This window comes from Streptomyces hiroshimensis (genome assembly GCF_014650335.1).
Classification (GTDB): domain Bacteria; phylum Actinomycetota; class Actinomycetes; order Streptomycetales; family Streptomycetaceae; genus Streptomyces; species Streptomyces hiroshimensis.
In genome coordinates this window covers 75,948-98,792 of the sequence record NZ_BMUT01000010.1, presented here as the reverse complement: position 1 = coordinate 98,792, position 22,845 = coordinate 75,948, and the positions used below count along the sequence as shown (strand labels likewise).

General features: G+C 72.4%; 21 protein-coding genes. 14 read left to right on the top strand and 7 right to left on the bottom strand.

All coding sequences use genetic code 11. From position 1 onward, the window contains the following. The first annotated feature begins 12 nt into the window (after positions 1-12). The 8 genes from IE241_RS22475 (at position 13) to IE241_RS22440 (ending at position 6,678) form a co-directional block, all read left to right on the top strand. Entirely contained in the window at positions 13-822 is an 810-nt protein-coding gene (locus tag IE241_RS22475; protein WP_190023608.1) for a helix-turn-helix transcriptional regulator, read from the top strand. Next, positions 819-2,240, top strand: coding sequence for a Fe-S cluster assembly protein SufB (sufB, locus tag IE241_RS22470; RefSeq protein WP_058044943.1), 1,422 nt, complete (start codon positions 819-821; stop codon positions 2,238-2,240). Before IE241_RS22475 ends, sufB begins: the two co-directional genes overlap by 4 nt. A 93-nt stretch (positions 2,241-2,333) precedes the next feature. Then, positions 2,334-3,515: a Fe-S cluster assembly protein SufD gene (gene sufD / locus IE241_RS22465; RefSeq protein ID WP_190023607.1), complete on the top strand. Its 1,182-nt coding sequence runs from the start codon at positions 2,334-2,336 to the stop codon at positions 3,513-3,515. Further along, entirely contained in the window at positions 3,512-3,838 is a 327-nt protein-coding gene (locus IE241_RS22460) for a non-heme iron oxygenase ferredoxin subunit (RefSeq protein WP_190023606.1), read from the top strand. Before sufD ends, IE241_RS22460 begins: the two co-directional genes overlap by 4 nt. 7 nt (positions 3,839-3,845) lie before the next feature. Next, positions 3,846-4,613 (top strand): Fe-S cluster assembly ATPase SufC, encoded by a 768-nt coding sequence (sufC, locus tag IE241_RS22455; protein WP_190023605.1) that lies wholly within the window; start codon positions 3,846-3,848, stop codon positions 4,611-4,613. Continuing rightward, entirely contained in the window at positions 4,610-5,866 is a 1,257-nt protein-coding gene (locus IE241_RS22450) for a cysteine desulfurase (protein ID WP_190023604.1), read from the top strand. The genes sufC and IE241_RS22450 overlap by 4 nt, the downstream gene beginning before the upstream one ends. Positions 5,867-5,878: 12 nt before the next feature. Beyond that, entirely contained in the window at positions 5,879-6,343 is a 465-nt protein-coding gene (gene sufU, locus IE241_RS22445) for a Fe-S cluster assembly sulfur transfer protein SufU (protein WP_190023603.1), read from the top strand. Further along, positions 6,340-6,678, top strand: coding sequence for a metal-sulfur cluster assembly factor (locus tag IE241_RS22440; protein ID WP_190023602.1), 339 nt, complete (start codon positions 6,340-6,342; stop codon positions 6,676-6,678). The genes sufU and IE241_RS22440 overlap by 4 nt, the downstream gene beginning before the upstream one ends. A 63-nt stretch (positions 6,679-6,741) precedes the next feature. On the opposite strand, the gene IE241_RS22435 is transcribed toward IE241_RS22440, so the two are convergent. After that, entirely contained in the window at positions 6,742-7,737 is a 996-nt protein-coding gene (locus tag IE241_RS22435; RefSeq protein ID WP_229899655.1) for an agmatine deiminase family protein, read from the bottom strand. 48 nt (positions 7,738-7,785) lie between these two features. On the opposite strand from IE241_RS22435, the gene IE241_RS22430 reads away from it, so the two are divergent. Together IE241_RS22430 and dapD are read left to right on the top strand one after the other, a co-directional pair. Continuing rightward, positions 7,786-8,151, top strand: coding sequence for a VOC family protein (locus IE241_RS22430; protein ID WP_190023600.1), 366 nt, complete (start codon positions 7,786-7,788; stop codon positions 8,149-8,151). Between the two features lie 76 nt (positions 8,152-8,227). After that, entirely contained in the window at positions 8,228-9,217 is a 990-nt protein-coding gene (dapD, locus tag IE241_RS22425; RefSeq protein ID WP_190023599.1) for a 2,3,4,5-tetrahydropyridine-2,6-dicarboxylate N-succinyltransferase, read from the top strand. 109 nt (positions 9,218-9,326) lie between these two features. Here the strand turns inward: dapD and dapA are convergent, their stop codons facing one another. Further along, on the bottom strand, positions 9,327-10,217 hold the full coding sequence (gene dapA, locus IE241_RS22420; RefSeq protein ID WP_190023598.1) for a 4-hydroxy-tetrahydrodipicolinate synthase: 891 nt from the start codon (positions 10,215-10,217) through the stop codon (positions 9,327-9,329). A gap of 133 nt (positions 10,218-10,350) precedes the next feature. Next, positions 10,351-12,198 carry a DUF8508 domain-containing protein gene (locus IE241_RS22415; RefSeq protein WP_190023597.1) on the bottom strand — a complete coding sequence of 616 codons (1,848 nt, stop codon included), beginning with the start codon at positions 12,196-12,198 and terminating at the stop codon, positions 10,351-10,353. A gap of 298 nt (positions 12,199-12,496) precedes the next feature. Here IE241_RS22415 and IE241_RS22410 point away from each other — a divergent pair, with 298 nt between their 5' ends. From IE241_RS22410 to IE241_RS22400, 3 genes are all read left to right on the top strand, one after another. After that, entirely contained in the window at positions 12,497-14,029 is a 1,533-nt protein-coding gene (locus IE241_RS22410) for a hypothetical protein (RefSeq protein ID WP_190023596.1), read from the top strand. Positions 14,030-14,478: 449 nt separating this feature from the next. Then, positions 14,479-15,942 (top strand): alkaline phosphatase PhoX, encoded by a 1,464-nt coding sequence (locus tag IE241_RS22405; protein ID WP_190023595.1) that lies wholly within the window; start codon positions 14,479-14,481, stop codon positions 15,940-15,942. A gap of 52 nt (positions 15,943-15,994) precedes the next feature. Next, positions 15,995-17,029: an MsnO8 family LLM class oxidoreductase gene (locus IE241_RS22400; protein WP_190023594.1), complete on the top strand. Its 1,035-nt coding sequence runs from the start codon at positions 15,995-15,997 to the stop codon at positions 17,027-17,029. Here the strand turns inward: IE241_RS22400 and IE241_RS22395 are convergent. Together IE241_RS22395 and IE241_RS22390 are read right to left on the bottom strand one after the other, a co-directional pair. Further along, positions 17,004-18,215: a TerD family protein gene (locus IE241_RS22395; RefSeq protein ID WP_190023811.1), complete on the bottom strand. Its 1,212-nt coding sequence runs from the start codon at positions 18,213-18,215 to the stop codon at positions 17,004-17,006. The genes IE241_RS22400 and IE241_RS22395 overlap by 26 nt on opposite strands. A 92-nt stretch (positions 18,216-18,307) precedes the next feature. Further along, positions 18,308-19,117 (bottom strand): NAD-dependent epimerase/dehydratase family protein, encoded by an 810-nt coding sequence (locus IE241_RS22390; RefSeq protein WP_190023593.1) that lies wholly within the window; start codon positions 19,115-19,117, stop codon positions 18,308-18,310. A gap of 240 nt (positions 19,118-19,357) precedes the next feature. Between IE241_RS22390 and IE241_RS22385 the strand changes: the two genes are divergently transcribed. Continuing rightward, the gene (locus IE241_RS22385) at positions 19,358-20,527 is read left to right on the top strand and encodes a serine hydrolase domain-containing protein (protein WP_190023592.1); all 1,170 of its coding nucleotides are present in this window, start codon (positions 19,358-19,360) and stop codon (positions 20,525-20,527) included. Between the two features lie 370 nt (positions 20,528-20,897). Here the strand turns inward: IE241_RS22385 and IE241_RS22380 are convergent, their stop codons facing one another. Both IE241_RS22380 and IE241_RS22375 read right to left on the bottom strand, forming a co-directional pair. Further along, positions 20,898-21,521 carry a response regulator gene (locus IE241_RS22380; protein WP_190023809.1) on the bottom strand — a complete coding sequence of 208 codons (624 nt, stop codon included), beginning with the start codon at positions 21,519-21,521 and terminating at the stop codon, positions 20,898-20,900. Positions 21,522-21,559: 38 nt separating this feature from the next. Next, positions 21,560-22,843, bottom strand: coding sequence for a sensor histidine kinase (locus IE241_RS22375; RefSeq protein ID WP_229899653.1), 1,284 nt, complete (start codon positions 22,841-22,843; stop codon positions 21,560-21,562). Between the last annotated feature and the right edge of the window lie 2 nt (positions 22,844-22,845).

Here is a 22,845-nt window from a genome sequence, read left to right as displayed (position 1 = left end):
AACAATGGTGTTGTGAAATACGCGCGCGAGGTCCCGCAGGACCCCGCGGCCAGTGCGGAGGGATCCGTGGCCGCCGGGTCGCAGCAGGCTGCGCCCGCGCCCGCCCGCGCCGAAGAGCGCGGTCATGACGAGCAGCGCGGCACCCGCAATCGCGTCGCCCGCTCCATCCTCGACCACGGCCCGTCCACCGCGGCCGATCTGGCCGTGCGCCTGGAGCTCACCCAGGCCGCCGTCCGCCGCCACCTCGACACCCTCGTCGCCGAGGGCGTCGTCGAGCCCCGCGAGAAGCGGGTCTACGGCGCGCGCGGCCGCGGCCGCCCCGCCAAGGCCTTCGCCCTGACCGACTGCGGCCGGGACGCCTTCGACCAGGCCTACGACAAGCTCGCCGGGGATGCCCTGCGCTGGATCGCGCAGGCGGCCGGCGGCGGCGAGATGGGCGAGGCCGCCGTGGCCGCCTTCGCCCGGGCCCGTATGGCAGCCCAGGCCGAGGGCTACCGCAAGGCGCTCGAGGCCGCTGCCCCCGAATCCCGCACGGAGGCCCTTGCCAGGGCATTGACCGCGGACGGGTACGCTGCTACGGCGCGTAGCGCGCCGGTCGGCGAACAGCTTTGCCAGCACCACTGCCCGGTCGCCCATGTCGCCGAGCAGTTCCCGCAGCTGTGCGAGGCGGAGACCGAGGTCTTCTCCCGCCTGCTCGGGACACATGTGCAGCGTCTTGCCACCATCGCCCACGGCGACGGGGTGTGCACGACGTTCATCCCCAAGAGCAAGACCAAGACCACCACAGCATCCGCCAGCACGGCCGGGAGGAACCCCGCATGACTCTCCCCACGGAGACTGCCCACCCTGAGCTCGAAGGCCTGGGCACGTACGAATACGGCTGGGCCGACTCCGACGTGGCCGGCGCCGCAGCCAAGCGCGGCCTCTCCGAGGCGGTCGTCCGCGACATCTCGGCGAAGAAGTCCGAGCCGGAGTGGATGCTCAAGCTGCGTCTGAAGGGTCTGAAGCTCTTCGACAAGAAGCCCATGCCGACCTGGGGCTCCGACCTCTCCGGCATCGACTTCGACAACATCAAGTACTTCGTCCGCTCCACCGAGAAGCAGGCCGCCACCTGGGAGGACCTGCCGGAGGACATCAAGAACACCTACGACAAGCTGGGCATCCCGGAGGCCGAGAAGCAGCGCCTCGTCGCCGGTGTCGCCGCGCAGTACGAGTCGGAGGTCGTCTACCACCAGATCCGTGAGGACCTGGAGGAGCAGGGCGTCATCTTCCTGGACACCGACACCGCCCTGAAGGAGCACCCCGAGCTCTTCCAGGAGTACTTCGGCACGGTCATCCCCGTCGGTGACAACAAGTTCGCCTCGCTGAACTCCGCCGTGTGGTCCGGCGGCTCCTTCATCTACGTCCCCAAGGGTGTCCACGTGGACATCCCGCTCCAGGCCTACTTCCGTATCAACACGGAGAACATGGGCCAGTTCGAGCGGACGCTGATCATCGTCGACGAGGACGCCTACGTCCACTACGTCGAGGGCTGCACCGCCCCGATCTACTCCTCGGACTCGCTGCACAGCGCCGTCGTGGAGATCATCGTCAAGAAGGGCGGCCGCTGCCGCTACACGACCATCCAGAACTGGTCGAACAACGTCTACAACCTGGTCACCAAGCGCGCCGTGGCCTACGAGGGCGCGACCATGGAGTGGGTCGACGGCAACATCGGCTCCAAGGTGACCATGAAGTACCCCGCGGTCTACCTGATGGGCGAGCACGCCAAGGGCGAGACGCTCTCCATCGCCTTCTCCGGCCAGGGCCAGCACCAGGACGCCGGCGCCAAGATGGTCCACATGGCGCCGAACACCTCCTCCAACATCGTCTCCAAGTCGGTGGCGCGAGGCGGCGGCCGCACCTCCTACCGCGGCCTGATCGAGATCGGCGAGGGCGCCCACGGCTCCAAGTCGAACGTGCTCTGCGACGCCCTGCTCGTGGACACCATCTCCCGCTCGGACACCTACCCCTACGTCGACGTCCGCGAGGACGACGTCTCCATGGGCCACGAGGCGACCGTCTCCAAGGTCAGCGACGACCAGCTCTTCTACCTGATGAGCCGCGGTCTGTCCGAGGACGAGGCGATGGCGATGATCGTGCGCGGCTTCGTCGAGCCGATCGCCCGCGAGCTGCCCATGGAGTACGCGCTGGAGCTCAACCGGCTGATCGAGCTGCAGATGGAAGGCTCCGTCGGCTGATCCTCCCCCGGCCTCGAAGGCAGGGGAGGGGCACGGACGCCCCCGACCGCAGCAGCGAACCCTTTGTGACAGGAAGAGAGCACGACGACAGCCATGGCTGACAACACCCCCGCCGGCAGCACGACCGACGGCGCCATCCAGGTGGGCGGGCCGCAGCAGCCCATCGACGCGCGCGTGAGCGCCCCCGCCTCGTACGACGTGGCGGACTTCCCCGTGCCTCACGGCCGCGAGGAGGAGTGGCGGTTCACCCCGCTGGAGCGCCTGCGCGGTCTGCACGACGGCACCGCTGTGGCGAACGGCGGCGGCGTCAAGGTCGAGGTCAGCGCCCCCGCGGGCGTCACCGTCGAGACCGTCGGCCGTGACGACGCCCGCCTCGGCCGCTCCGGCAAGCCGGTCGACCGCGTCGCCGCCCAGGCCTACACCTCCTTCGAGAAGGCCTCGGTCGTCTCGATCCCCAAGGACGCGGTCCTCACCGAGCCCGTCACGATCTCCGTGCACGGCGAGGGCGGCGTGGCCTTCGGCCACCAGGTGATCGAGGTCGGCGCCTTCGCCGAGGCCGTCGTCGTCCTCGACCACACCGGTGACACCACGCTCGCCGCCAACGTCGAGTTCCTCGTCGGCGACGGCGCGAAGCTCACCGTCGTCTCCGTCCAGGACTGGGACGCCACCGCGGTGCACGCCGCCCAGCACACCGCGCTGATCGGCCGCGACGCCTCCTTCAAGTCCGTGATCGTCACCTTCGGCGGCGACCTGGTCCGCCTCCACCCCCGGGTCGTCTACGGCGCCCCCGGCGGCGAGGCCGAGCTCTACGGTCTGTACTTCACGGACAAGGGCCAGCACCAGGAGCACCGCCTCTTCGTCGACCACGACACCCCGCACTGCCGCAGCAACGTCGCCTACAAGGGCGCGCTGCAGGGCAAGGACGCCCACGCCGTCTGGATCGGCGACGTCCTCATCCGCGCGGAGGCCGAGGGCACCGACACCTACGAGCTCAACCGCAACCTCGTCCTCACCGACGGCGCCCGTGTCGACTCCGTGCCCAACCTGGAGATCGAGACCGGCGAGATCGTCGGCGCCGGCCACGCCTCGGCGACCGGCCGCTTCGACGACGAGCAGCTGTTCTACCTGATGGCCCGCGGCATCCCGGCCGACGAGGCCCGCCGTCTGGTGGTCCGCGGCTTCTTCGCCGAGCTGGTCCAGCAGATCGGCATCCCGGAGCTCGAGGAGCGCCTCATCGCCAAGATCGAGGCCGAGCTGGAGGCGTCGGTGGCATGAGCGAGAACCCCTACGTCCGCGCGGCCGCGCTGAGCGACCTGGAAGAGGACACCCCCAAGCGGGTCGAGATCGACGGCGTCCCCGTCTCCCTCGTCCGCACCGAGGGAGAGGTCTTCGCCATCAACGACATCTGCTCGCACGCGAATGTCTCGCTCTCCGAGGGCGAGGTGGAGGACTGCGCGATCGAGTGCTGGCTGCACGGCTCCAGCTTCGACCTGCGCACCGGCAAGCCCTCCGGCCTGCCCGCCACGCGCCCCGTCCCCGTATACCCCGTCAAGATCGAAGGGGACGACGTGCTCGTCTCCGTCACCCAGGAGTCCTGAGTTCCCCATGGCAACGCTTGAGATCCACGACCTGCACGTCTCCGTCGAAGCCGAGAACGGCCCGCGCGAGATCCTCAAGGGCGTCGACCTGACCGTGAAGCAGGGCGAGACCCACGCCATCATGGGCCCCAACGGCTCCGGCAAGTCGACCCTGGCGTACTCCCTCGCGGGTCACCCCAAGTACACGATCACCGGCGGCACCGTCACCCTCGACGGCGAGGACGTCCTCGCGATGTCCGTCGACGAGCGCGCCCGCGCCGGCGTCTTCCTCGCCATGCAGTACCCCGTCGAGGTGCCCGGCGTCTCGGTCTCCAACTTCCTGCGCACCTCCGCCACCGCCATCCGCGGCGAGGCCCCCAAGCTGCGCACCTGGGTGAAGGAGGTCAAGGGGGCCATGGAGCGCCTCAACATGGACCCCGCCTTCGCCGAGCGCAACGTCAACGAGGGCTTCTCCGGCGGTGAGAAGAAGCGCCACGAGATCCTCCAGCTGGAGCTCCTCAAGCCGAAGATCGCGATCCTCGACGAGACCGACTCCGGCCTCGACGTCGACGCCCTGCGCCAGGTCTCCGAGGGCGTCAACCGCGTCCGCGAGACCGGTGAGGTCGGCACCCTGCTGATCACGCACTACACGCGCATCCTGCGCTACATCAAGCCCGACTTCGTCCACGTCTTCTCCGGCGGTCGCATCGTCGAGTCCGGCGGCGCCGAGCTCGCCGACAAGCTGGAGTCCGAGGGCTACGAGGCCTACCAGACGAAGGGTGGCGTAACCGCGTGACCATACTGCCGGGCCTCCTCGACACCGAGGCGATTCGCAAGGACTTCCCCATCCTGGACCGCACGGTCCACGACGGTAAGAAGATCGTCTACCTGGACTCCGCGGCCACCTCCCAGAAGCCGCGCCAGGTGCTCGACGCGCTCAACGCGTACTACGAGCGGCACAACGCCAACGTCCACCGCGGCGTCTACACCATCGCCGAGGAGGCCACGGCGCTGTACGAGGGCGCGCGCGACAAGGTCGCCGCCTTCATCAACGCCCCCAGCCGCGACGAGGTGATCTTCACCAAGAACGCCTCCGAGTCGCTCAACCTCGTGGCCAACATGCTCGGCTGGGCCGACGAGCCCTACCGGGTCGACCACGAGACCGAGATCGTCATCACGGAGATGGAGCACCACTCCAACATCGTCCCGTGGCAGCTGCTCTCGCAGCGCACCGGCGCGAAGCTGAAGTGGTTCGGCCTCACCGACGACGGCCGGCTCGACCTGTCCAACATCGACGAGATCATCACCGAGAAGACCAAGGTCGTCTCGTTCGTGCTGGTCTCCAACATCATGGGCACGATCAACCCCGTCGAGACCATCGTCCGGCGCGCCCAGGAGGTCGGTGCGCTCGTCGTCATCGACGCCTCCCAGGCCGCCCCGCACATGGTGCTGGACGTCCAGGCCCTCCAGGCCGACTTCGTGGCCTTCACCGGCCACAAGATGTGCGGCCCGACGGGCATCGGCGTCCTGTGGGGCCGCCAGGAGCTGCTGGAGGACCTCCCGCCGTTCCTCGGCGGCGGCGAGATGATCGAGACCGTCTCGATGCACTCCTCCACCTACGCCCCCGCGCCGCACAAGTTCGAGGCCGGTACGCCCCCGATCGCCCAGGCCGTCGGCCTCGGCGCCGCGGTGGACTACCTCACCTCGATCGGCATGGAGAACATCGCCCGGCACGAGCACGCGATCACGCAGTACGCCGTCCGCCGCCTCCAGGAGGTGCCGGACCTGCGCATCATCGGCCCCACCACGGCCGAGGACCGCGGCGCCGCGATCTCCTTCACGCTCGGTGACATCCACCCGCACGACGTGGGCCAGGTCCTCGACGAGCAGGGCATCGCGGTGCGCGTCGGCCACCACTGCGCCCGTCCCGTCTGCCTGCGGTACGGAATTCCTGCGACCACGCGGGCGTCGTTCTATCTGTACTCCACCCCCGGTGAGGTCGATGCCTTGATCGAGGGCCTGGAGCACGTCCGGAACTTCTTCGGGTAGAGCGGGGATCTTGTGAAGCTGGATTCGATGTACCAGGACGTCATCCTGGACCACTACAAGCACCCGCACGGCCGGGGCTTGCGGGACGGCGACGCCGAGGTGCACCACGTCAACCCGACCTGCGGCGACGAGATCACGCTGCGGGTGCGCATGGCCGGCCACACCATCGAGGACGTCTCGTACGAGGGCCAGGGCTGCTCCATCAGCCAGGCCAGCGCCTCCGTGCTCAACGAGCTGCTGGTCGGCAAGGGGCTGGAGGAGGCGCAGAAGATCCAGGAGACCTTCCTGGAACTGATGCAGTCCAAGGGCCGCATCGAGCCGGACGACGCGATGGAGGAGGTGCTGGAGGACGCGGTCGCGTTCGCCGGCGTCTCCAAGTATCCGGCGCGCGTGAAGTGTGCTCTGCTGAGCTGGATGGCGTGGAAGGACGCGACCGCCCAGGCAATGGGCGAGAGCGCTGAAAGGAAGACCGCATGAGTGACAACGCAGAGGTGACCACCAAGCCGGCCACGGAGGAAGAGGTCCGCGAGGCCCTCTACGACGTGGTCGACCCCGAGCTGGGCATCGACGTCGTCAACCTCGGCCTGATCTACGGCATCCACATCGACGACGCCAACATCGCCACCCTCGACATGACCCTGACGTCCGCGGCCTGCCCGCTGACCGACGTCATCGAGGACCAGGCCAAGTCGGCCACCGAGGGCATCGTCAACGAGCTCCGGATCAACTGGGTCTGGATGCCGCCGTGGGGCCCGGACAAGATCACGGACGACGGCCGCGAGCAGCTCCGCGCGCTCGGCTTCAACGTCTGAGCCGTCCGACCGCGTAGGGAATGCGCAGGAAATGCGCAGGACAGCCCGCCCCCTGACCACCGGTCAGAGGGCGGGCTGCTGCTGTGTGGCGCAGTGGATGCCGCCGCCGCCCTCGGCGAGGGTGTGGATCTCCACCTGGCGGAGTTCGTGGCCGGGGTGGAGGTCGCGGAGGAGCGAGGCCGCGCGGTCGTCGGCGCGGCGGTCGCCGAAGCGGGGGAGGACGACGGCGCCGTTCGCCATGTAGTAGTTGGCGTAGCAGCCGAGGAAGTCCTCGCCGCGCTTGCCGAGGGCGGCCGGGTCCGGTTCGGGGAGGCCCACGATCTGCAGGCGGCGGCCGTGGGCGTCGGTGGCCGTCTCCAGGGTGGCGCGGGCCTGCTCGTACACGCGCGTCCAGACGTCCGGCCGCGCCCCGGGCGGCGGGCTGCTCAGCAGGACCGTGCCGGGGGCGGCGAAGCGGGCGAGGGCGTCGACGTGGCAGTCGGTGACGTCCTCGCCGCGGACGCCCTCCAGCCAGATCACCTTGCGGGCGCCGAGGAGTTCCTTGAGGGTCTTCTCGATGTCGTCGCGCGAGCGGCCCGGGTTGCGGTTGTCGTTGACCAGCGAGCTCTCGGTGACCAGCAGCGTTCCCTCGCCGTCGGTCTCCAGCGAGCCCCCCTCGGCCACGATCGGCGCCTGGATGCGGGGCACCCCGAAGGCCTCCAGCACCCGGCGTGCCACCAGGCGGTCGCGGGGGTGCTCCTGCTTGCCGCCCCAGCCGTTGAAGCCGAAGTCGATGCCCGCGGCGGCCCCGCCGGGCCCGGTCACGAAGACGGGGCCGGAGTCGCGCAGCCAGAGGTCGTCGACGGGCACGGGCACGACCTCGACGCCCCCGCCGCACGCCGTCCGCGCAGCCCCGGCGTCCTCGGGCGCCGCGAGCAGCACCACGGGCTCGTACTCCGCGATCGTCCGCGCGACGGCGGCGACGTCCTCCCGGACGGCTGCGGTGTACCGGCCCCAGACGGGGCCGGCCGGCGGCCAGCCCATGAAGGTGCGCAGGTGGGGCTGTGATTCGGCGGACATCTGATGCATCGTCGGGAATCCTCGGAGCCGCTGGGACAGACTGTGGCCATGGCTTCTTCGCTCTACACCATCGTGATCGACGCACACGACATGCGCGCGCAGGCGCGGTTCTGGTGCGGTGTCCTCGACTGGAAGGTGCTCTACGAGGATGACGCGGAAATCGTCATCGGCGTTGACGAATCCGCGACTCCCGGCATCACCTTCGTGCCCGTGGCGGAGGGCAAGACCCTCAAGAACCGGCTGCACATCGACCTCAACCCCGACGACCTCGACGCCGAGGTCGCGCGCATCACCGCGCTCGGCGCCCGCCCGGCGGACGTGGGACAGGGCCCGGACGTCTCCTGGCGCGTCCTCGCCGACCCCGAGGGCAACGAGTTCTGCGTGCTGAGCCCCAAGCGATCGCTCGTCGCGTAGGGCCGTACGCGCCGGTGAGGCGACCGGTGCGCCGTGAGTTCGCCTTGAGAGGGCCCCTCCGGTTAGGTTTTCGAGCATGACCGATGCTGTTGCCTCCCGTACCACCGGCGCCGTCGCCGCCGGCCTTGCCACGATCACCGAGGACGGGACCGTCCTCGACACCTGGTTCCCCGCTCCGGAGCTCACCGAGGACGCCGGCCAGGCCGGCACCGAGCGCCTGAGCGCCGAGCGCGCCGCCGAGCTGCTCGGCGAGAACGCCCTCAAGGCCGTCGGCCCGGACCCGCGCCGGGGCGTCGAGGTCGTGGCCGTCCGTACGGTCATCGCCTCGCTGGACGACAAGCCGCTCGACGCGCACGACGCCTACCTGCGCCTGCACCTGCTCTCCCACCGCCTGGTCAAGCCGCACGGCCAGAACCTGGACGGCATCTTCGGCCTGCTCGCCAACGTCGCCTGGACCTCGCTCGGCCCCGTCGCCGTCTCCCAGGTCGAAAGCGCCCGCCTGGCCGCCCGCGCGGAGGGCCTGCACCTGCAGGTGACCAGCATCGACAAGTTCCCGCGGATGACGGACTACGTCGCCCCGTCCGGCGTCCGGATCGCCGACGCCGACCGCGTCCGCCTCGGCGCCTACATCGGCTCCGGCACCACCGTCATGCACGAGGGCTTCGTCAACTTCAACGCCGGCACGCTGGGCACCTCCATGGTCGAGGGCCGCATCAGCGCGGGCGTCGTCGTCGGCGACGGCACCGACATCGGCGGCGGCGCGTCCACCATGGGCACGCTCTCCGGCGGCGGCAAGCAGATCATCTCCATCGGCGAGCGCTGCCTGCTCGGCGCCGAGTCGGGCATCGGCATCGCGCTCGGCGACGAGTGCGTCGTCGAGGCGGGCCTGTACGTGACGGCCGGCACGCGCGTCACCCTGCCGGACGGCGAGATCGTCAAGGCACTGACCCTGTCGGGCGCGGACAACATCCTCTTCCGCCGCAACTCCACGACGGGCGCCGTCGAGGCCCGCCCCTACAAGAGCACCTGGGGCGGCCTGAACGAGATCCTGCACAGCCACAACTGAGTCCCGCGGTCACCTGCACACGAGCGCCCTCCCGGGGCCCGACCGGCCCCGGGAGGGCGCTCTGCTGTGCCTGCCCGGGCCGGAGCGGAGGCGATCGGCGCGGTCCGCGCTAGAGCCCCAGCTCCGCGTACGCCTTGAGCAGCGCCTCCGTGCGCTCGGGGCTTGCCGCGCGCAGCGGCGGGCGTACCGGGCCGGCCGGTCGGCCGAGGGCGTTCAGCAGGGCCTTCGCCGTGACCGTGCCGGGCAGGCCGGACGCCATCATCAGCTCGACCAGGGGCAGCACCTGCCGGTGCAGGCGGGTGGCCTCCGCCGGGGCGCCGCGGTCGAAGGCGTCCAGGGCCGCGGCCAGCACCGGGCCCGCGACGTTGGCGACCGTGCTGACGTAGCCGGTCGCGCCCACGGAGCGCAGCGGAAGGTTGAGCTCCTCCGAGCCCGAGTAGTACGCGAGATCCGTGGCGGCGATGACCTTGGCGCTGCCCAGCAGGTCGTACGCGCAGTCCTTGACGCCCGCGATGCGCGGGTGCTCGGCCAGGCGCAGCATGGTGGCGGGCTCGATGCGGGTGGCGGTGCGGCCCGGGATGTCGTAGAGCATCACGGGCAGCCCGGTCCCGTCGGCCACGGTCAGGAAGTGCTCGGCGATGTCCTCCTGCGGCGGCCGGCTGTAGTACGGGGTCACCACGAGCACGCCGTGCGCCCCGGCCGCCTCGGCCGCCCGGGCCAGTTCCACGGTGTGGCGGGTGTCGGCCGAGCCGACGCCCGCCGTGATGCGCGCCCGGTCGCCGACGGCCTCGGCCACGGCCCGGACGAGCGCGCTCTTCTCCGCATCGCTCGTGGTCGGCGACTCGCCGGTGGTGCCGCTGAGGACGAGGCCGTCGCAGCCGCCGTCCCCGACGAGGCGGTCGGCGAGGGCCTGCGCCCCGTCGAGGTCGAGCTCCCCCTCCGGGGTGAAGGGGGTGACCATCGCGCAGACGGTACGGCCGAAGGGGCTGGTGGGCAGCATGGTGCTTCACGCTCCGGGTCGGGTGGTCCTGTTCTGGAACAGGATTCTCGGCCCCTTCGACCGTACAGGTCTATTTAATTGTTCTGCCGCGAACCGCTAAGCACTGCTACGGCTTCTGCGGCTTCCAGCGCTTCTACGGCTTCCAGCGCAGCACCTGCGGGTCGTGGTCGCTGGCCTGGTCGGCGAACTCCGCGTTGACGTGCACGATGTCGTAGTCCACGCGGCGCACGTGAGAGCTGGTCAGGATGTGGTCCAGCACCTGGGAGTTGCCCTGGTAGACGTAGCCGTAGCGCTCGCCGCGCGGCAGCCGGCCGACCTGGTCGGTCAGCACCTTGCCCGCGGTGAGGGTCTTCAGGGCGGACGAGAACTGGTAGTCGTTCAGGTCGCCCGCGACGATGACGTTCGCCTGCCGGTCGGCCGCCAGCAGCTGCTTGACGAAGGCGTTCACCGCCTTGGCCTGCTGGTTGCGCTGCACCTCCGAGGAGCGGGCCGGGGGCTGGAAGCGGCTGTCGAGGCCCTGGTCGCCGCCCTTGGAGTTGAAGTGGTTCGCGACGACGAAGACCCGCTCGCCCCGGAAGGTGAACTGGCCCACGAGGGGCTTGCGGCTGTTCGCCCACGCGGCGTTGCCGGGGTCGATACGGCCGGGCGAGGCGGTCAGCGCGGCCTTGCCGCCCGCACGGACGGCCCTGACGGCGGTGGTGGAGTCGCCGCCGGGGGTGTCGGTGAAGGAGACCCGGGCGGGGTTGAAGAGGAAGGCGGTGCGGATGTTGCCGCCCGGCTGGCCGCCGTCCTGCCCGTTGACGGGGTTGATCTGCCGCGCCTCGTACGCCGGGCCACCGGCCGCCTTGATGGCGTCCTTGAGCTTCTTCAGCGTCTGTCCGGCGTCGACGGTGCCGTCGTCGGTGGTGCCGTTGTCGTCCTGGACCTCCTCCAGGGCGACGATGTCGGGCGAGGCGAGGTTGGTGACCAGCGCGGCCGCCAGCCGGTCGAACTTCGCCTGCGGCGTCCTGGGGGAGAGGTTCTCCACGTTGTACGTGGCGACCGAGAGCTCGTCGCCGCGCTGCTTGCGCGTCGTCTCGCGCTTCAGGCCGTGACCGGCGAGCTTGCCGAGCTCGGTGGCCTGCAGCGTGTAGCCGCCGAAGTTGTCGTAGTCCAGCGGGCCCGCGGTGGTGCCGGTCAGCTCGTCGCCGACGTTCGCGACGGGGAAGGGGCGCTGGGCGAAGGGGATCAGCGAGGCCACCTTGACCCGGCCCGCGTTCGGGTCGCGGTAGGAGCCGTAGAGCGTGCCGCCGCGGGCGGTGCGGTTGTGGCGGGGCTCGGCGGTGACCCACAGGTCCTTGTGCTCGCTGGTGGCGCCGACGACCGGGGCGTCCTGCACGGAGACGCGCATGCCCTCCAGTGACTCGTAGCGGTCCAGGGCGTACGAGCCCGGCCGCAGCGGGAGCTTCTCGATGGAGCCGCCGTGCGCGTCGGGCGCGTAGCGGTCGGGGATCTGCGACGGGCGCAGCTTCACCGGGGCGGGCAGGGCGTTGCCGGAGGAGCGCACCGTCCACGTGGCCCTGGTGAGCTGGGTGACCGACTGCAGGCCGGCCTTCTCGCCGCCCGGGTAGTACTCGGCGACGGTGCCGGAGACGGTCACGGCGTCGCCCACGGCCACCGCCGGCGTGGTGGAGCCGGTGAAGACGAAGATGCCCTCGCTCGTCGCGTCGTTGCGGTCCGGGTGCGTGTCCTGCAGCCAGAAGCCGCGCGCCGAGCCGAACGCGCGTACGGCCGTGACGACGCCGGGGACGCCCGACACCTGCCGGCCGGCGAGCGGGGACACCCGGGTCGTGCCCTGGATGTCGTGGATACGCAGGCCCTCGGCGTTCGCCGGCTGCGGGGCGGCGAGCAGGCCCGCAGCGAGTGCGCCGGCGACGAGGGAGCCGAGGGCCGCGGGTCTGCGCAGGGAGCGGGGACGGGGGTCGGACGGGCGAGTGGGCACGGATGCCTCCCGGTAGGGATGTGAGGGGGGTATGACGCAGAGGAATCGTCGTTGACGCGATCCTGACGATCTCTACGCGCGTCAATGTCTTGCGCGCCCCGGGAAGTTGTCAAGGTTCCGCGGGTAACCGTCAGCCATATGTCCGTCGGCGGTTCGGCGAACCGGGCGGCAGGGAGGAAAACGCGTTTAGGCTTGGGCATCGCGCCCGGGTACATGCGGCGCTGCCTGCCACACCGCGCGCCGCCGCACGTCACCGCATGTGCCGCGACGCACGTCACGACGAGGAGAGACCCCCCTGATGTCCGGAGACCGCCCGACCATGCCGCCGGTGCGGCTCCCCTCCGACGCGGAGCTCGCGCGCGACGCGCTGTCCGCGCCGCTGCTCGCCCGCGCCGCGAAGCTCGCGCGCTGGGCCGGCGAGGAGGGCATCCCGGTCGGGGTCGGCGGCGAGCTGCTCGTGGAGCAGCTGCGGGCGGCCACGGAGCTCCTCGGGCTCGCGGGCGACGAGGACGGCGACGCCTACGCCATGGACGCGTGGCAGCACGCGCTCGACACCGGGCTGGTGGACTTCGAGGAAAACGAGGGTGAAGGGGCCGAAGGGGACGCAGAGGGCGCGGAGGGGGACGAGGAGCCGGAAGCGGGCGAGGACGGGTCCCGGGGCACCGCCGTCGCCGGCGAGGAGCTCGCCACGCTCACCTCCGGCAGCCCCGCCGACGTCCTCGAACTGTTCCTCGGCGGCTTCGAGAGCGTCCTCGCCGACGCCGCCGCGCCCGACCTCGGCGACATCGCCGACCGGATCGCCGAGGGCGAGGACCTCGACCTCGACTCCCTCGACTGGGACCCCGAGGGCGAGGCCGACTTCCTCGACGGCGTCCTCGGCAACCTCTACCTGCTGACCGCGCTGGAGCAGAGCGACGCGCAGCATCCCGTACCGCTGCCGGCGCTCGCCGCGTCCATGATCGTGCCCGATGACATGGACGAGCCCACGGACGACATCCTCGAAGAGGTCTCCGACGCGATGATGCGCCTGGACGACCAGTTCCGGCTGCTCGCGCCCACCGGGATCATCGAGTACCGGCCCGTCGACGAGTCCCTCATCGAGGAGGTCGACGGCGAGGGCCACATCCGCGAGTCCGTCGACGGCGTCGTCTCCGACGCCCCCGAGGAGGAGGACGTCAGCCGCTACGGCATGGTCTCCCTCACCCCGCTCGGCGTCTTCGCCGTCCGGGACCGGATGGTGCAGGCCGGCATCGACGCCCCCGCCGTCGGCGACCTCGCCGACAAGGGCGCCGACGCCCTCCTCGCCGCCCTGCCCGGCCACCCGGAGACGGCCGCCCGCGCGGAGGCCGAGCTGTGGCTCGCCCGCCGGACGCCCGCGGACGCCGCCCGGGAGCTGCTCGCCGCCGGGCGCGGCGACGATGCGGACGCGCCGTCGCGCCGCCTCGCCTGCCAGCAGACGCTCTCCCTCCTCGGCGCGGACGCCGGCCCGGCCGTGCGCGAGGTCCTCGACGACCGCGAGCTGGGCGGGCTCGCCCGCGTGTGGCTCGCCGAGCACGGGGCGGCGGACGTGCCCGAGCCGGGCGAGGACATGGTCTTCTGGCTGACGATCGACACGATCGCCGCCCAGCTGGCCGCCTCCGGCGACACGGACGAGCTGCGCGGGCTGGTGGAGAGCCTGGTCGGGCAGCACGGCGGGTTCTTCGACGCGGCGTGGCGGGTGGACCACCCGGCGACGGCGGAGGTCCTGGAGGCCATGGGCCGCCTCCACCCCGAGAAGAAGATCGCGAAGGAGGCCCGCAAGGCGGCGTTCAAGGCCCGCTCGCGGGGCTGACCCCTTGCGTCGCCCCGGCCCTCTTCGGGCCGGGGCGCCCCCGGTGTGCTCTCCGCTGCGGCGGTGATCAGCTGCCGTGGTGGTGTCCGGCGGTGCCTGGTCGGCCTGGGCCGGGTTCGGCGCCGCCGGATGTGTTCGTGGTGGTTGCTCGCCGTTGCGGCGGAGGGAGTGGCCCCGGTCCCGCCCTTTCGCCGTTTCCCCCTGCGGGGAGCCGGGCGGCGGCGCCGGGCCGGCCGCGGTTTCAGGGTGCGGCGGCGGAGGAAGCGCCCCGGTCCCGCCCTTTCGTCGTTTCGCCCCCCCTGCGGGGGACCGGTGGCGGTGATACGGCGGGCGCGTCCCGCGCGGATCGCGCGCCCCGCGCCCGTCCCTCGCGCTTTGTGCGGTGTTCATACGGTATTCGGTGGGGAACGGGAATGTAGGCGCGTGAGCCCGCGGACCCTGGAGAGCAGATGACCCTCAGCCGAAGAGACTTCGCGAAGCGATCCGCCGTCGCCGGTGCCGGGGTGGCGCTGACCGGCAGCGTGGGAGTGCTCGCCAGTGCCCCCGGCGCCCTGGCGGGCGGCATCCCCGAGCAGCCCGGCGCCGGCGGCGACGCCGAAGCGGGCTCCCGCCCCCGCCGTCGGCCCGGCTACGGGCCCCTCGTGCCGGACCCGAAGGGCCTCCTCGCCCTGCCCGCCGGCTTCTCCTACCGCGTCGTCACCCGGGCCGGCGTCACCAAGCTGGAGTCCGGCGAGCCCACGCCCTCGAACCACGACGGCACCGCCGCCTTCGCAGGCCCCCGCGGCGCCACCGTCCTCGTCAACAACCACGAGCTCAAGGGCCCCCGGGGCAACTGGAAGTATCCGGTGCCCCTCACCGAGGGGCTCGTCTACGATCCCGCCGCGTCCGGCGGCTGCACCGTCGTCGAGGTCTCCCACGACGGCTCGCACGTCGCCGAGCACGTCGGCATCGCGGGCACGTCCACCAACTGCGCCGGCGGCGCCACCCCGTGGGGCACCTGGCTGACCTGCGAGGAGACCGAGGACAAGGCCGGGCAGCACGGTATGACCAAGGACCACGGCTACGTCTTCGAGGTCGACCCGCACGACCGCCGCGCGAACCGCGCCCCCAAGCCCGTCAAGGCGCTGGGCCGCTACGCCCACGAGGCCGTCGTCACCGACCCCTCCCGCGGTCACCTCTACCTCACCGAGGACGCCTCGGGCCCCAACGGCCTGCTCTACCGCTGGACCCCGCCGAGCGGCTTCCGGCACGGCCGTGGCAAGCTGCGCACGCTCGCCGACGACGCGGGCGTGCTCCAGGCCTTCAAGTGCTTCGACTCCGGCGGCCGCTTCGTCGACGACCTCTCCCGCGCCACCCGTACGGGCACGGTCTACGGCGTCGACTGGGTCGGCGTGCCCGACCGCGACGCCCGGTCGGTGCCGGTGCGCAAGCAGTTCAAGGACGACGAGGTCACCCGGGCCCGCAAGCTCGAAGGCATGTGGTGGGGGGACGGGGGCGCCTACATCGTCTCGTCCTTCGCCCGGGAGGAGAGCCCCGTCCAGCACGACGGCCAGGTGTGGTTCTACGACCCCCGCCGTCGCACCCTCACCCTGAAGGTGCGACTCGGCGTGAACAAGGACCCGGGCCGGGACGGCGCCTTCGACGGCCCCGACAACATCACCGTCTCGCCGCACGGCGGCCTGGTCGTCGCGGAGGACGGCGAGGGGATCCAGCACCTCTTCGGCGCCCTCGACGACGGCCGCACGTACCCCATCGCCCGCAACGAGCTCAACATGGGAACTGCTCAGAAGCCCGAGTACAGCGAGTTCACCGGGGTCACCTTCTCGCCGGACGGCAGGACGCTCTTCGCCAACATCCAGGAGCCCGGCATCATGCTGGCGATCACCGGCCCCTGGCGCCGTCAGGGCAGGTGACGGGCACATGAGCCCCCGGGAATCATGACCGGTCGCCTTTGTTGAAGGAGAGGTGACGATCCGGCTCTCCGTACTCGACCGCTCCCGCACCCGCCGGGACCGCCCGCAGGGTGAGGCGCTGCGCGACACCGTGCGGTTCGCGCAGCAGGCCGAGGCGCTCGGCTACCACCGCTTCTGGGTCTCGGAGCACCACAGCGTGCCCGGCGTGGCGGGCTCGGCCCCGACCGTGCTCGCCGCGGCGGTGGCGGCCGCGACCTCGCGGATCAGGGTGGGCACGGGCGGGGTGATGCTGCCCAACCACCGCACGCTCGTCGTCGCCGAGCAGTTCGGGGTGCTGGAGTCCCTCTTCCCGGGCCGCATCGACATGGGCCTGGGCCGCTCGGTCGGCTTCACGGACGGCATCCGCCGGGCCCTGGGCACGGACAAGGACGCCATGGGGGACTTCGCCGGGCAGCTCGCCGAGCTGGAGGACTGGTTCACCGGCGGCCCCCGCGCGTACGACGGGGTGCACGCCCGCCCGGCCGAGGGCCTGACGGTCCCGGCGTTCGTCCTCGCCAACGAGGCGGGCGCGGACCTGGCGGCCGCCGCGGGAGCCGCCCTGGTCATCGGCGGCCTGAGCGGCGAGGAGCGGATGCTCGCCGCCGTCGGGCGCTACCGGGCGGCCTTCCGGCCGTCGGCGTGGTGGCGGCGCCCGTACGTCGTGGTGGCGGGGAACGTGGCCGTCGCCGGCACCCGCGAGGAGGCCCGCAGGCTGCTCGTCCCCGAGGCGTGGGCGCTGGCCCACTCCCGTACGCACGGCGCCTTCCCGCCGCTGGAGCCCGCGGAGGAGACCGAGGCGCGGGAGATGACCGGGCGGGAGCGCCGGCTGTACGAGGACGGGCTGCGCGGGCACATCCACGGCACGGAGGACGAGGTGTCCGCCGCGCTCGGGACGCTGATCGAGCGCAGCGGCGCCGACGAGGTGCTCGTCACCACGTCCTCGTACGACCGTAAGGCGCTGCTGGACTCCTACCGCAGGCTGGCCGGGATCGCGGGTCTGCCGGCGGCGGGAGCCCAGGTGCTCACAGGGCCTGCGCGGCCGGCTTGACCAGATCGCGCACCGTGCGCGACTTCACGAACTCGCCCAGGGCCGTCATCTCCCACTCGCCCGAGTACTGCCGGATGAACTTCGCCATCAGCACGCCGGTCTTGGGCTCCGCGCCGGTCAGGTCGAAGCGCACCAGCTCCTCGCCCGTGCGGGCGTCGAGCAGGCGGCAGTAGGCCTTGGCGACCTGGTTGAACTTCTGGCCGTTGAAGGAGCTGACGGTGAAGACCAGGCCGGTCACCTCCGGCGGCAGGCCCTCCATGTGCACGGTGATGGTCTCGTCGTCGCCGGAGCCCTCGCCGGTGAGGTTGTCGCCGGAGTGCTGGACGGCGCCGTTGAGGATCTGCAGCTTGCCGAAGTAGCAGGCGTCGATCATGTTGCGGTCGGGGCCGTAGGCGATGACGGAGGCGTCCAGGTCGATGGCGCGGGTGCCCCAGGCGGGCTCCCAGCCCAGGCCCATCTTCACCGACTGCGTCAGCGGCCGGCCGCCCTTGACCAGCGACACCGTCTGGTTCTTCTGCAGGCTCACCCGGCCCTTGTCCAGGTTGATCTTCCCGGCGCCGGGGGCGGGGGCGGGCGGAGCCGGGGGAACGGCGGGCGCGGCCGGGGCGGCCGCGGGCATCGGCGGTACGGGGGCGGCCGGCTGCACGGGTGCGGGTGCGGGCGCGGCGGCAGGCATGGGCGCGGGGGCCGCGGGCTCCTCCACGCTCACGCCGAAGTCGGTGGCGATCCCCGCCAGGCCGTTCGCGTAACCCTGGCCGACCGCGCGCACCTTCCAGGCGCCCGCCCGGCGGTAGACCTCCACGATCACCAGAGCCGTCTCGGAGCCCAGCCGGGGCGGGGTGAACGTGGCGAGGACCGAGCCGTCGTCGGTGCTGCGGACGGTGGCGGTCGGCTCGATGCCGGCGAAGCTCGTGCCCTGGGCGTCGGGGCTGGCGGTCACCACGATCTTCTCGATGCCGGCCGGGACGGCGGCGGTGTCCACCACGATGGCGTCGGGCGAGCCGCCGGACGCGGCGCGGTGGCTCACGCCCGGACCGGAGGGCTGGTTGTAGAAGACGAAGTCGTCGTCGGAGCGCACCTTGCCGTCGGCGGTGAGCAGCAGGCCCGATACGTCGAGCCGCACCGGGGCGGTGACGTCCACCGTCACGCGGGCGACGGAGAGAGGGATGTTCGAGCCGGGTGTCATAGCGGTCATGTCCCGGGTAACGAGCGGCCGCTCTTTGCGGTTCCATTACCGAACACCTGATGCGGTCCCGTTACGGATGCGGTCGCCGCAGATCAGCCGGGGTGCCAGCGGGGCGGGTCGGCGGTGCAGAACTCGCCGCCGATGCGGTCGTGCCCCTCCCGCGGGGTTCCGCCCTCCGCGGCCAGCAGGGCGGGCGCGTACGGCTCCGAGTCGTCCTGGGGCTCGTAGCCCAGTGCGCGGGCGGTCGACAGGTCCCACCACAGCCGGGTGTTGGCGGAGCTGCCGTAGGCGACGGTGTGGCCGACGCCGTCCGCGGTGAGGGCGGCGTGCACGAGCCGGGCGCAGTCGCCCGGGCTCAGCCAGACCGACAGCATGCGCACCGACGTGGGCTCGGGGAAGCAGGCGCCGATGCGCAGGGAGACGGTCTCGATGCCGTGCCGGTCCCGGTAGAGGGAGGCGAGGTCCTCGCCGAAGCACTTGGAGAGGCCGTAGAAGGTGTCGGGGCGGTGGGCGGTCTCCGCGGGCAGGAGCGGCGCGCCCTCCGCGGGGACGGGTGCGAAGCCGACGGCGTGGTTGCTGGAGGCGAGGACCACGCGCCGGACGCCCGCCTCCCGGACGGCCTCGTAGAGGCGGTACGTGCCCTCGACGTTGGCGCGCAGGATGTCCTCGAACGACGCCTCCAGGGGGATCCCCGCCAGGTGGACGACCGCGTCCACGCCGTCGACGGCCTTCAGGAGCGCCTCGCGGTCGGCGAGGCCGGCGGTGATCGCGTCCGGCTCGCCCGGCACCGGCCGGGCGTCGAACAGGCGCAGCCGGTGGCCGTGGGCGGGCAGCCGGGTGCGCAGGTGGGTGCCGATGCGGCCGGCCGCGCCGGTGAGGAGGACCGTGCGGGATGCGGGCATGGCGCCGGGGCCTCCTGGGGCGGTCCGGAAGGGGAAGCGCACACGTTAGGGAGCGGGTGTGCGGCGGTCAAGGAGGCGCGGAGGGGGAAGGGGGAGGGGGACGGAGGTGGGGGATGAAGGAGGGGGCCGGAATTATTCAATCCGCTTATTCCATCGGCGAGATGACGATCGTCACGAAATAACGACGGGGTCCGCTCTGCTGCACCCATCGAAGTCACCACTGATCCACAAGGAGCACACATGCCGAGCCCCACCGCCGCGCAGGGGACCGCCGTACAGGGAACCGTCGCCAAGGGATACGAGGGCGTCCGCGAGGAGTTCGAGGCCACCTTCGCCGAGGAGCGGGCCGGGCACTCCGCCCAGCTCGCCGCCTACGTCGACGGCAAGCAGGTCGTCGACCTGTGGGGCGGCCCCGGCTTCGAGGGCGACTCGCTCACCGGCGTGTTCTCCTCTACCAAGGGTGCGGCCCACCTCGTCGTCGCCCTCCTCGTCCAGGAAGGCGTGCTCGACCTCGACCGCGAGGTCGCCCACTACTGGCCCGAGTTCGCCGCCGCGGGCAAGGGAGCCGTCACCCTGCGCGACCTCCTCGCCCACCGGGCCGGGGTCATCGGCATCGAGGGCGGCTTCACCACGGAGGAGCTCGCGGACGACCGCGTCATAGCCGAGAAGCTGGCCGGCCAGCACCCCTACTGGCGCCCCGGCACCGCCTTCGGCTACCACGGCCTGGTCATCGGCGCCCTGACCGGTGAGGTCGTCCTGCGCGCCACCGGGCGCACCATGCAGGAGATCTACGAGGAGCGCATCCGCGCCCCCTACGGCATCGACTTCTACATGGGCCTGCCCGAAGAGCACGAGCACCGCGTCCTCGACATCCAGCCCATGGACCCGACGCCCGGCCAGAAGCGCGCCCTGCTCGAGGGCGCCTCGGGGCCGCACAGCCTGATGGGCGTCGCCTTCAACCTCAACCACGCCGAGCCCACCGTCCTGGAGGACCTGCCGAACCACCGCGTCATCCGCGCGGGCGGCCCCGCCTCCGTCGGCGGCATGGCCTCCGCGCGCGGCCTGGCCCGGATGTACGCGGCCGCGATCAGCGGCGTCGACGGGAAGGAGGCGCTGCTGACGCCCGGCACCGCCGCGGACTTCGCCCAGATCCACTCCATCGGCTACGACCTGGTCGTGCGCCAGCACATGGCCTTCGGCCTGGGCTTCGCCGCCGTCGGCGACAAGTACCCCTTCCTCGGCGGCCGCGCCTTCGGGCACGGCGGCGCCGCCGGCTCCCAGGCCTTCGCCGACCCGTCCAGCGGGCTGGCCTTCGGCTTCAACCGCCGCCGGTACGGGTTCCGCGACGACAACGACCTTCAGGTGACGCGGCTGGCGAAGGCGGTCAGCGAGGCGGCGGCGGGTCGCTGACCCTCTGCGCTCGTTCCCGCCGCGGCGGGAGGGGCGGGCTGGGCCCGGTTTTCGTCTTCCGCCGCAGCGGTGAGCGACCCCCACCGGGGTCGTCGGCGGTGCCGAGCCGCCCGCGGGCTGCCGGGCACCGCCGGGCTCCGCCGTGGTGGTGGATCGCCGTTGCGGCGGGAGGTGTGGGCTGGGCCCGGGTGTCTTCTTCCGCCGCGGCGGTGCGTGACCCCCACCGGGGTCGTCGGCGGTGCCGAGCCGCCCGCGGGCTGCCGGGCACCGCCGGGCTCCGCCGTCGTGGCAGGTCGCCGTTGCGGCGGAAGGGGTGCGCCGGGGCCGGGCCCCACGGGGGCGAACCGTGGTGCCGAGCCGGCCGCAGGCCTCAGCGTGGGGACACGAAACCGCACTCGTACGCGGCGATGACCGCCTGCGTGCGGTTGCGGACGCCCAGTTTGGCCAGGGCGCCCGCCACGTGGGTCTTCACCGTCGCCGCGCCCAGGACGAGTTGCTCGGCGATTTCGGCGTTCGACAGGCCCCGGGCCATCAGGCGGAGCACCTCCGCCTCCCGGTCCGACAGCTGCGCGCGCAGCTTCCCCGCGGCCGCCTTCGCCCGCCGCGTCTGCGCGTGCTCCGCCGCGAGGGCGCGTACCGCGGCGGGGAAGAGCAGCGAGTCGCTGCGGGCCACCAGCCGGACGGCCTGGACGAGTTCGTCGGCGCCCGCCCGCTTGAGGAGGAAGCCGCTGGCGCCCGCGCGCAGCGCGTCGTACACGTAGCTGTCGTTCTCGAACGTGGTGACGACGATGACGCGCGGCGGGGAGTCCATGCCGCCCAGCAGCTGTTCGGTGGCCCGGATGCCGTCGACCTCGGGCATCCGTACGTCCATCAGGACGACGTCCGGACGCAGTTCGCGGACGACGGAGACCGCCTCCGCGCCGGTCGTGGCCTCGCCGACGACCTCCAGGTCCTCCTCGGCGCCCAGGATCGCCCGCAGGGCGGTCCGCACCATGCGCTCGTCGTCGGCGAGCACGATCCGCAGGGGCGTCGTCACCGGCCCGCACCCCCGCTCAGCGGCAGGCGGACGGCGAGCCGCCACACCCCGTCCCGCTCGCCGGAGCTGCTGCTGCCGCGCAGCAGCCGGGCCCGTTCGGCTATGCCCGTCAGACCGCGGCCGCCGCCGGTGCGGCGGTGCGCGCGGCCGGGGGCCTTGTCGGGGTTGACCGGATTCTCCAAGGCGACCTCCACGGCGTCGTCGTGCACGGTGATGCGCAGCAGCACGGGCACCCGGCCCGCGTGCCGCAAGGCGTTGGTGAGGCCCTCCTGCACGATCCGGTACGCCTCGCGGGAGACGACCGGCGGCACGCCGTCCAGGGCGGCCGGTGCGGCGAGGGTGACGGTGCCGCCCGCGGCGCGGGTGCGCTCCAGCAGCCCGTCCAGGTCGGCGAGGGTCGGCGCGGGCGCGGCGGAGGCGGCGCCGTCCTCGCGCAGCAGCCCGAGGACGGTGTCGAGCTCGCCGACCGCCTCGCGCGTCGTCTCCTCGATCGCGGCCAGCGCCTGCCGCGCGAACTCCGGGTCGGCGTCGAGGACCTTGCGCGCGGCGCTCGCCTGCAGCGTGACCGCGCTCAGCGCGTGCCCCACGGAGTCGTGCAGTTCGCGCGCCAGCCGGTTGCGCAGGGCCAGCCGCATGGCGTGCTGCTCGGCCTCCGCCAGCCGGTCGGCGGCGGTCGGGCCGAGCAGGACGGGCGCGCAGCGGGCGAGGAGGGCGCCCGCGGCCGCGGACGCCCCGGTGAGCAGGAGCAGCACCGCCAGGCCGGCCGGCAGCGCCAGCAGCGTCCACGGGAAGGCCAGGTCCCCGAGCCCGTACGGGGCGTCCTCGCCTCCCGGGACGCCGGTGACCGGCAGGGCGATCAGCATCAGCGCGAACGGGGGCGTGGCCAGCGACATGCCGCTCACGATGCCGCCGGCCAGCAGGTGCAGGGTGTACCACAGGGCGGTCCGCCCGCGCGCGGCCCGCGACTCGCCCGGGCCCGTCGCGAGCTCCTCCTCCGGCACCCCGCACAGGGCGCGTGCCGCCTCCGACTCCAGCGTCCGTACGAAGGGCACCAGCGCGGTCACCGCTGCCGGCACCAGCGCCAGCGCGAAGACGCCGAACTGCCGGCCGAGGGTGGACGGGAACAGGATGTTCGTGTCCCTGACGAAGACCGCCGTCAGCGTGCTCGCCAGCAGGTAGTACGGCATCAGCAGCGCACCGCCGAGCAGCAGGTGCACCCATCGCAGGCGGGCGCGGCGGCCCACCAGGGCATCGGCGCCGCGCCGCAGGAGGGCAGTCACGG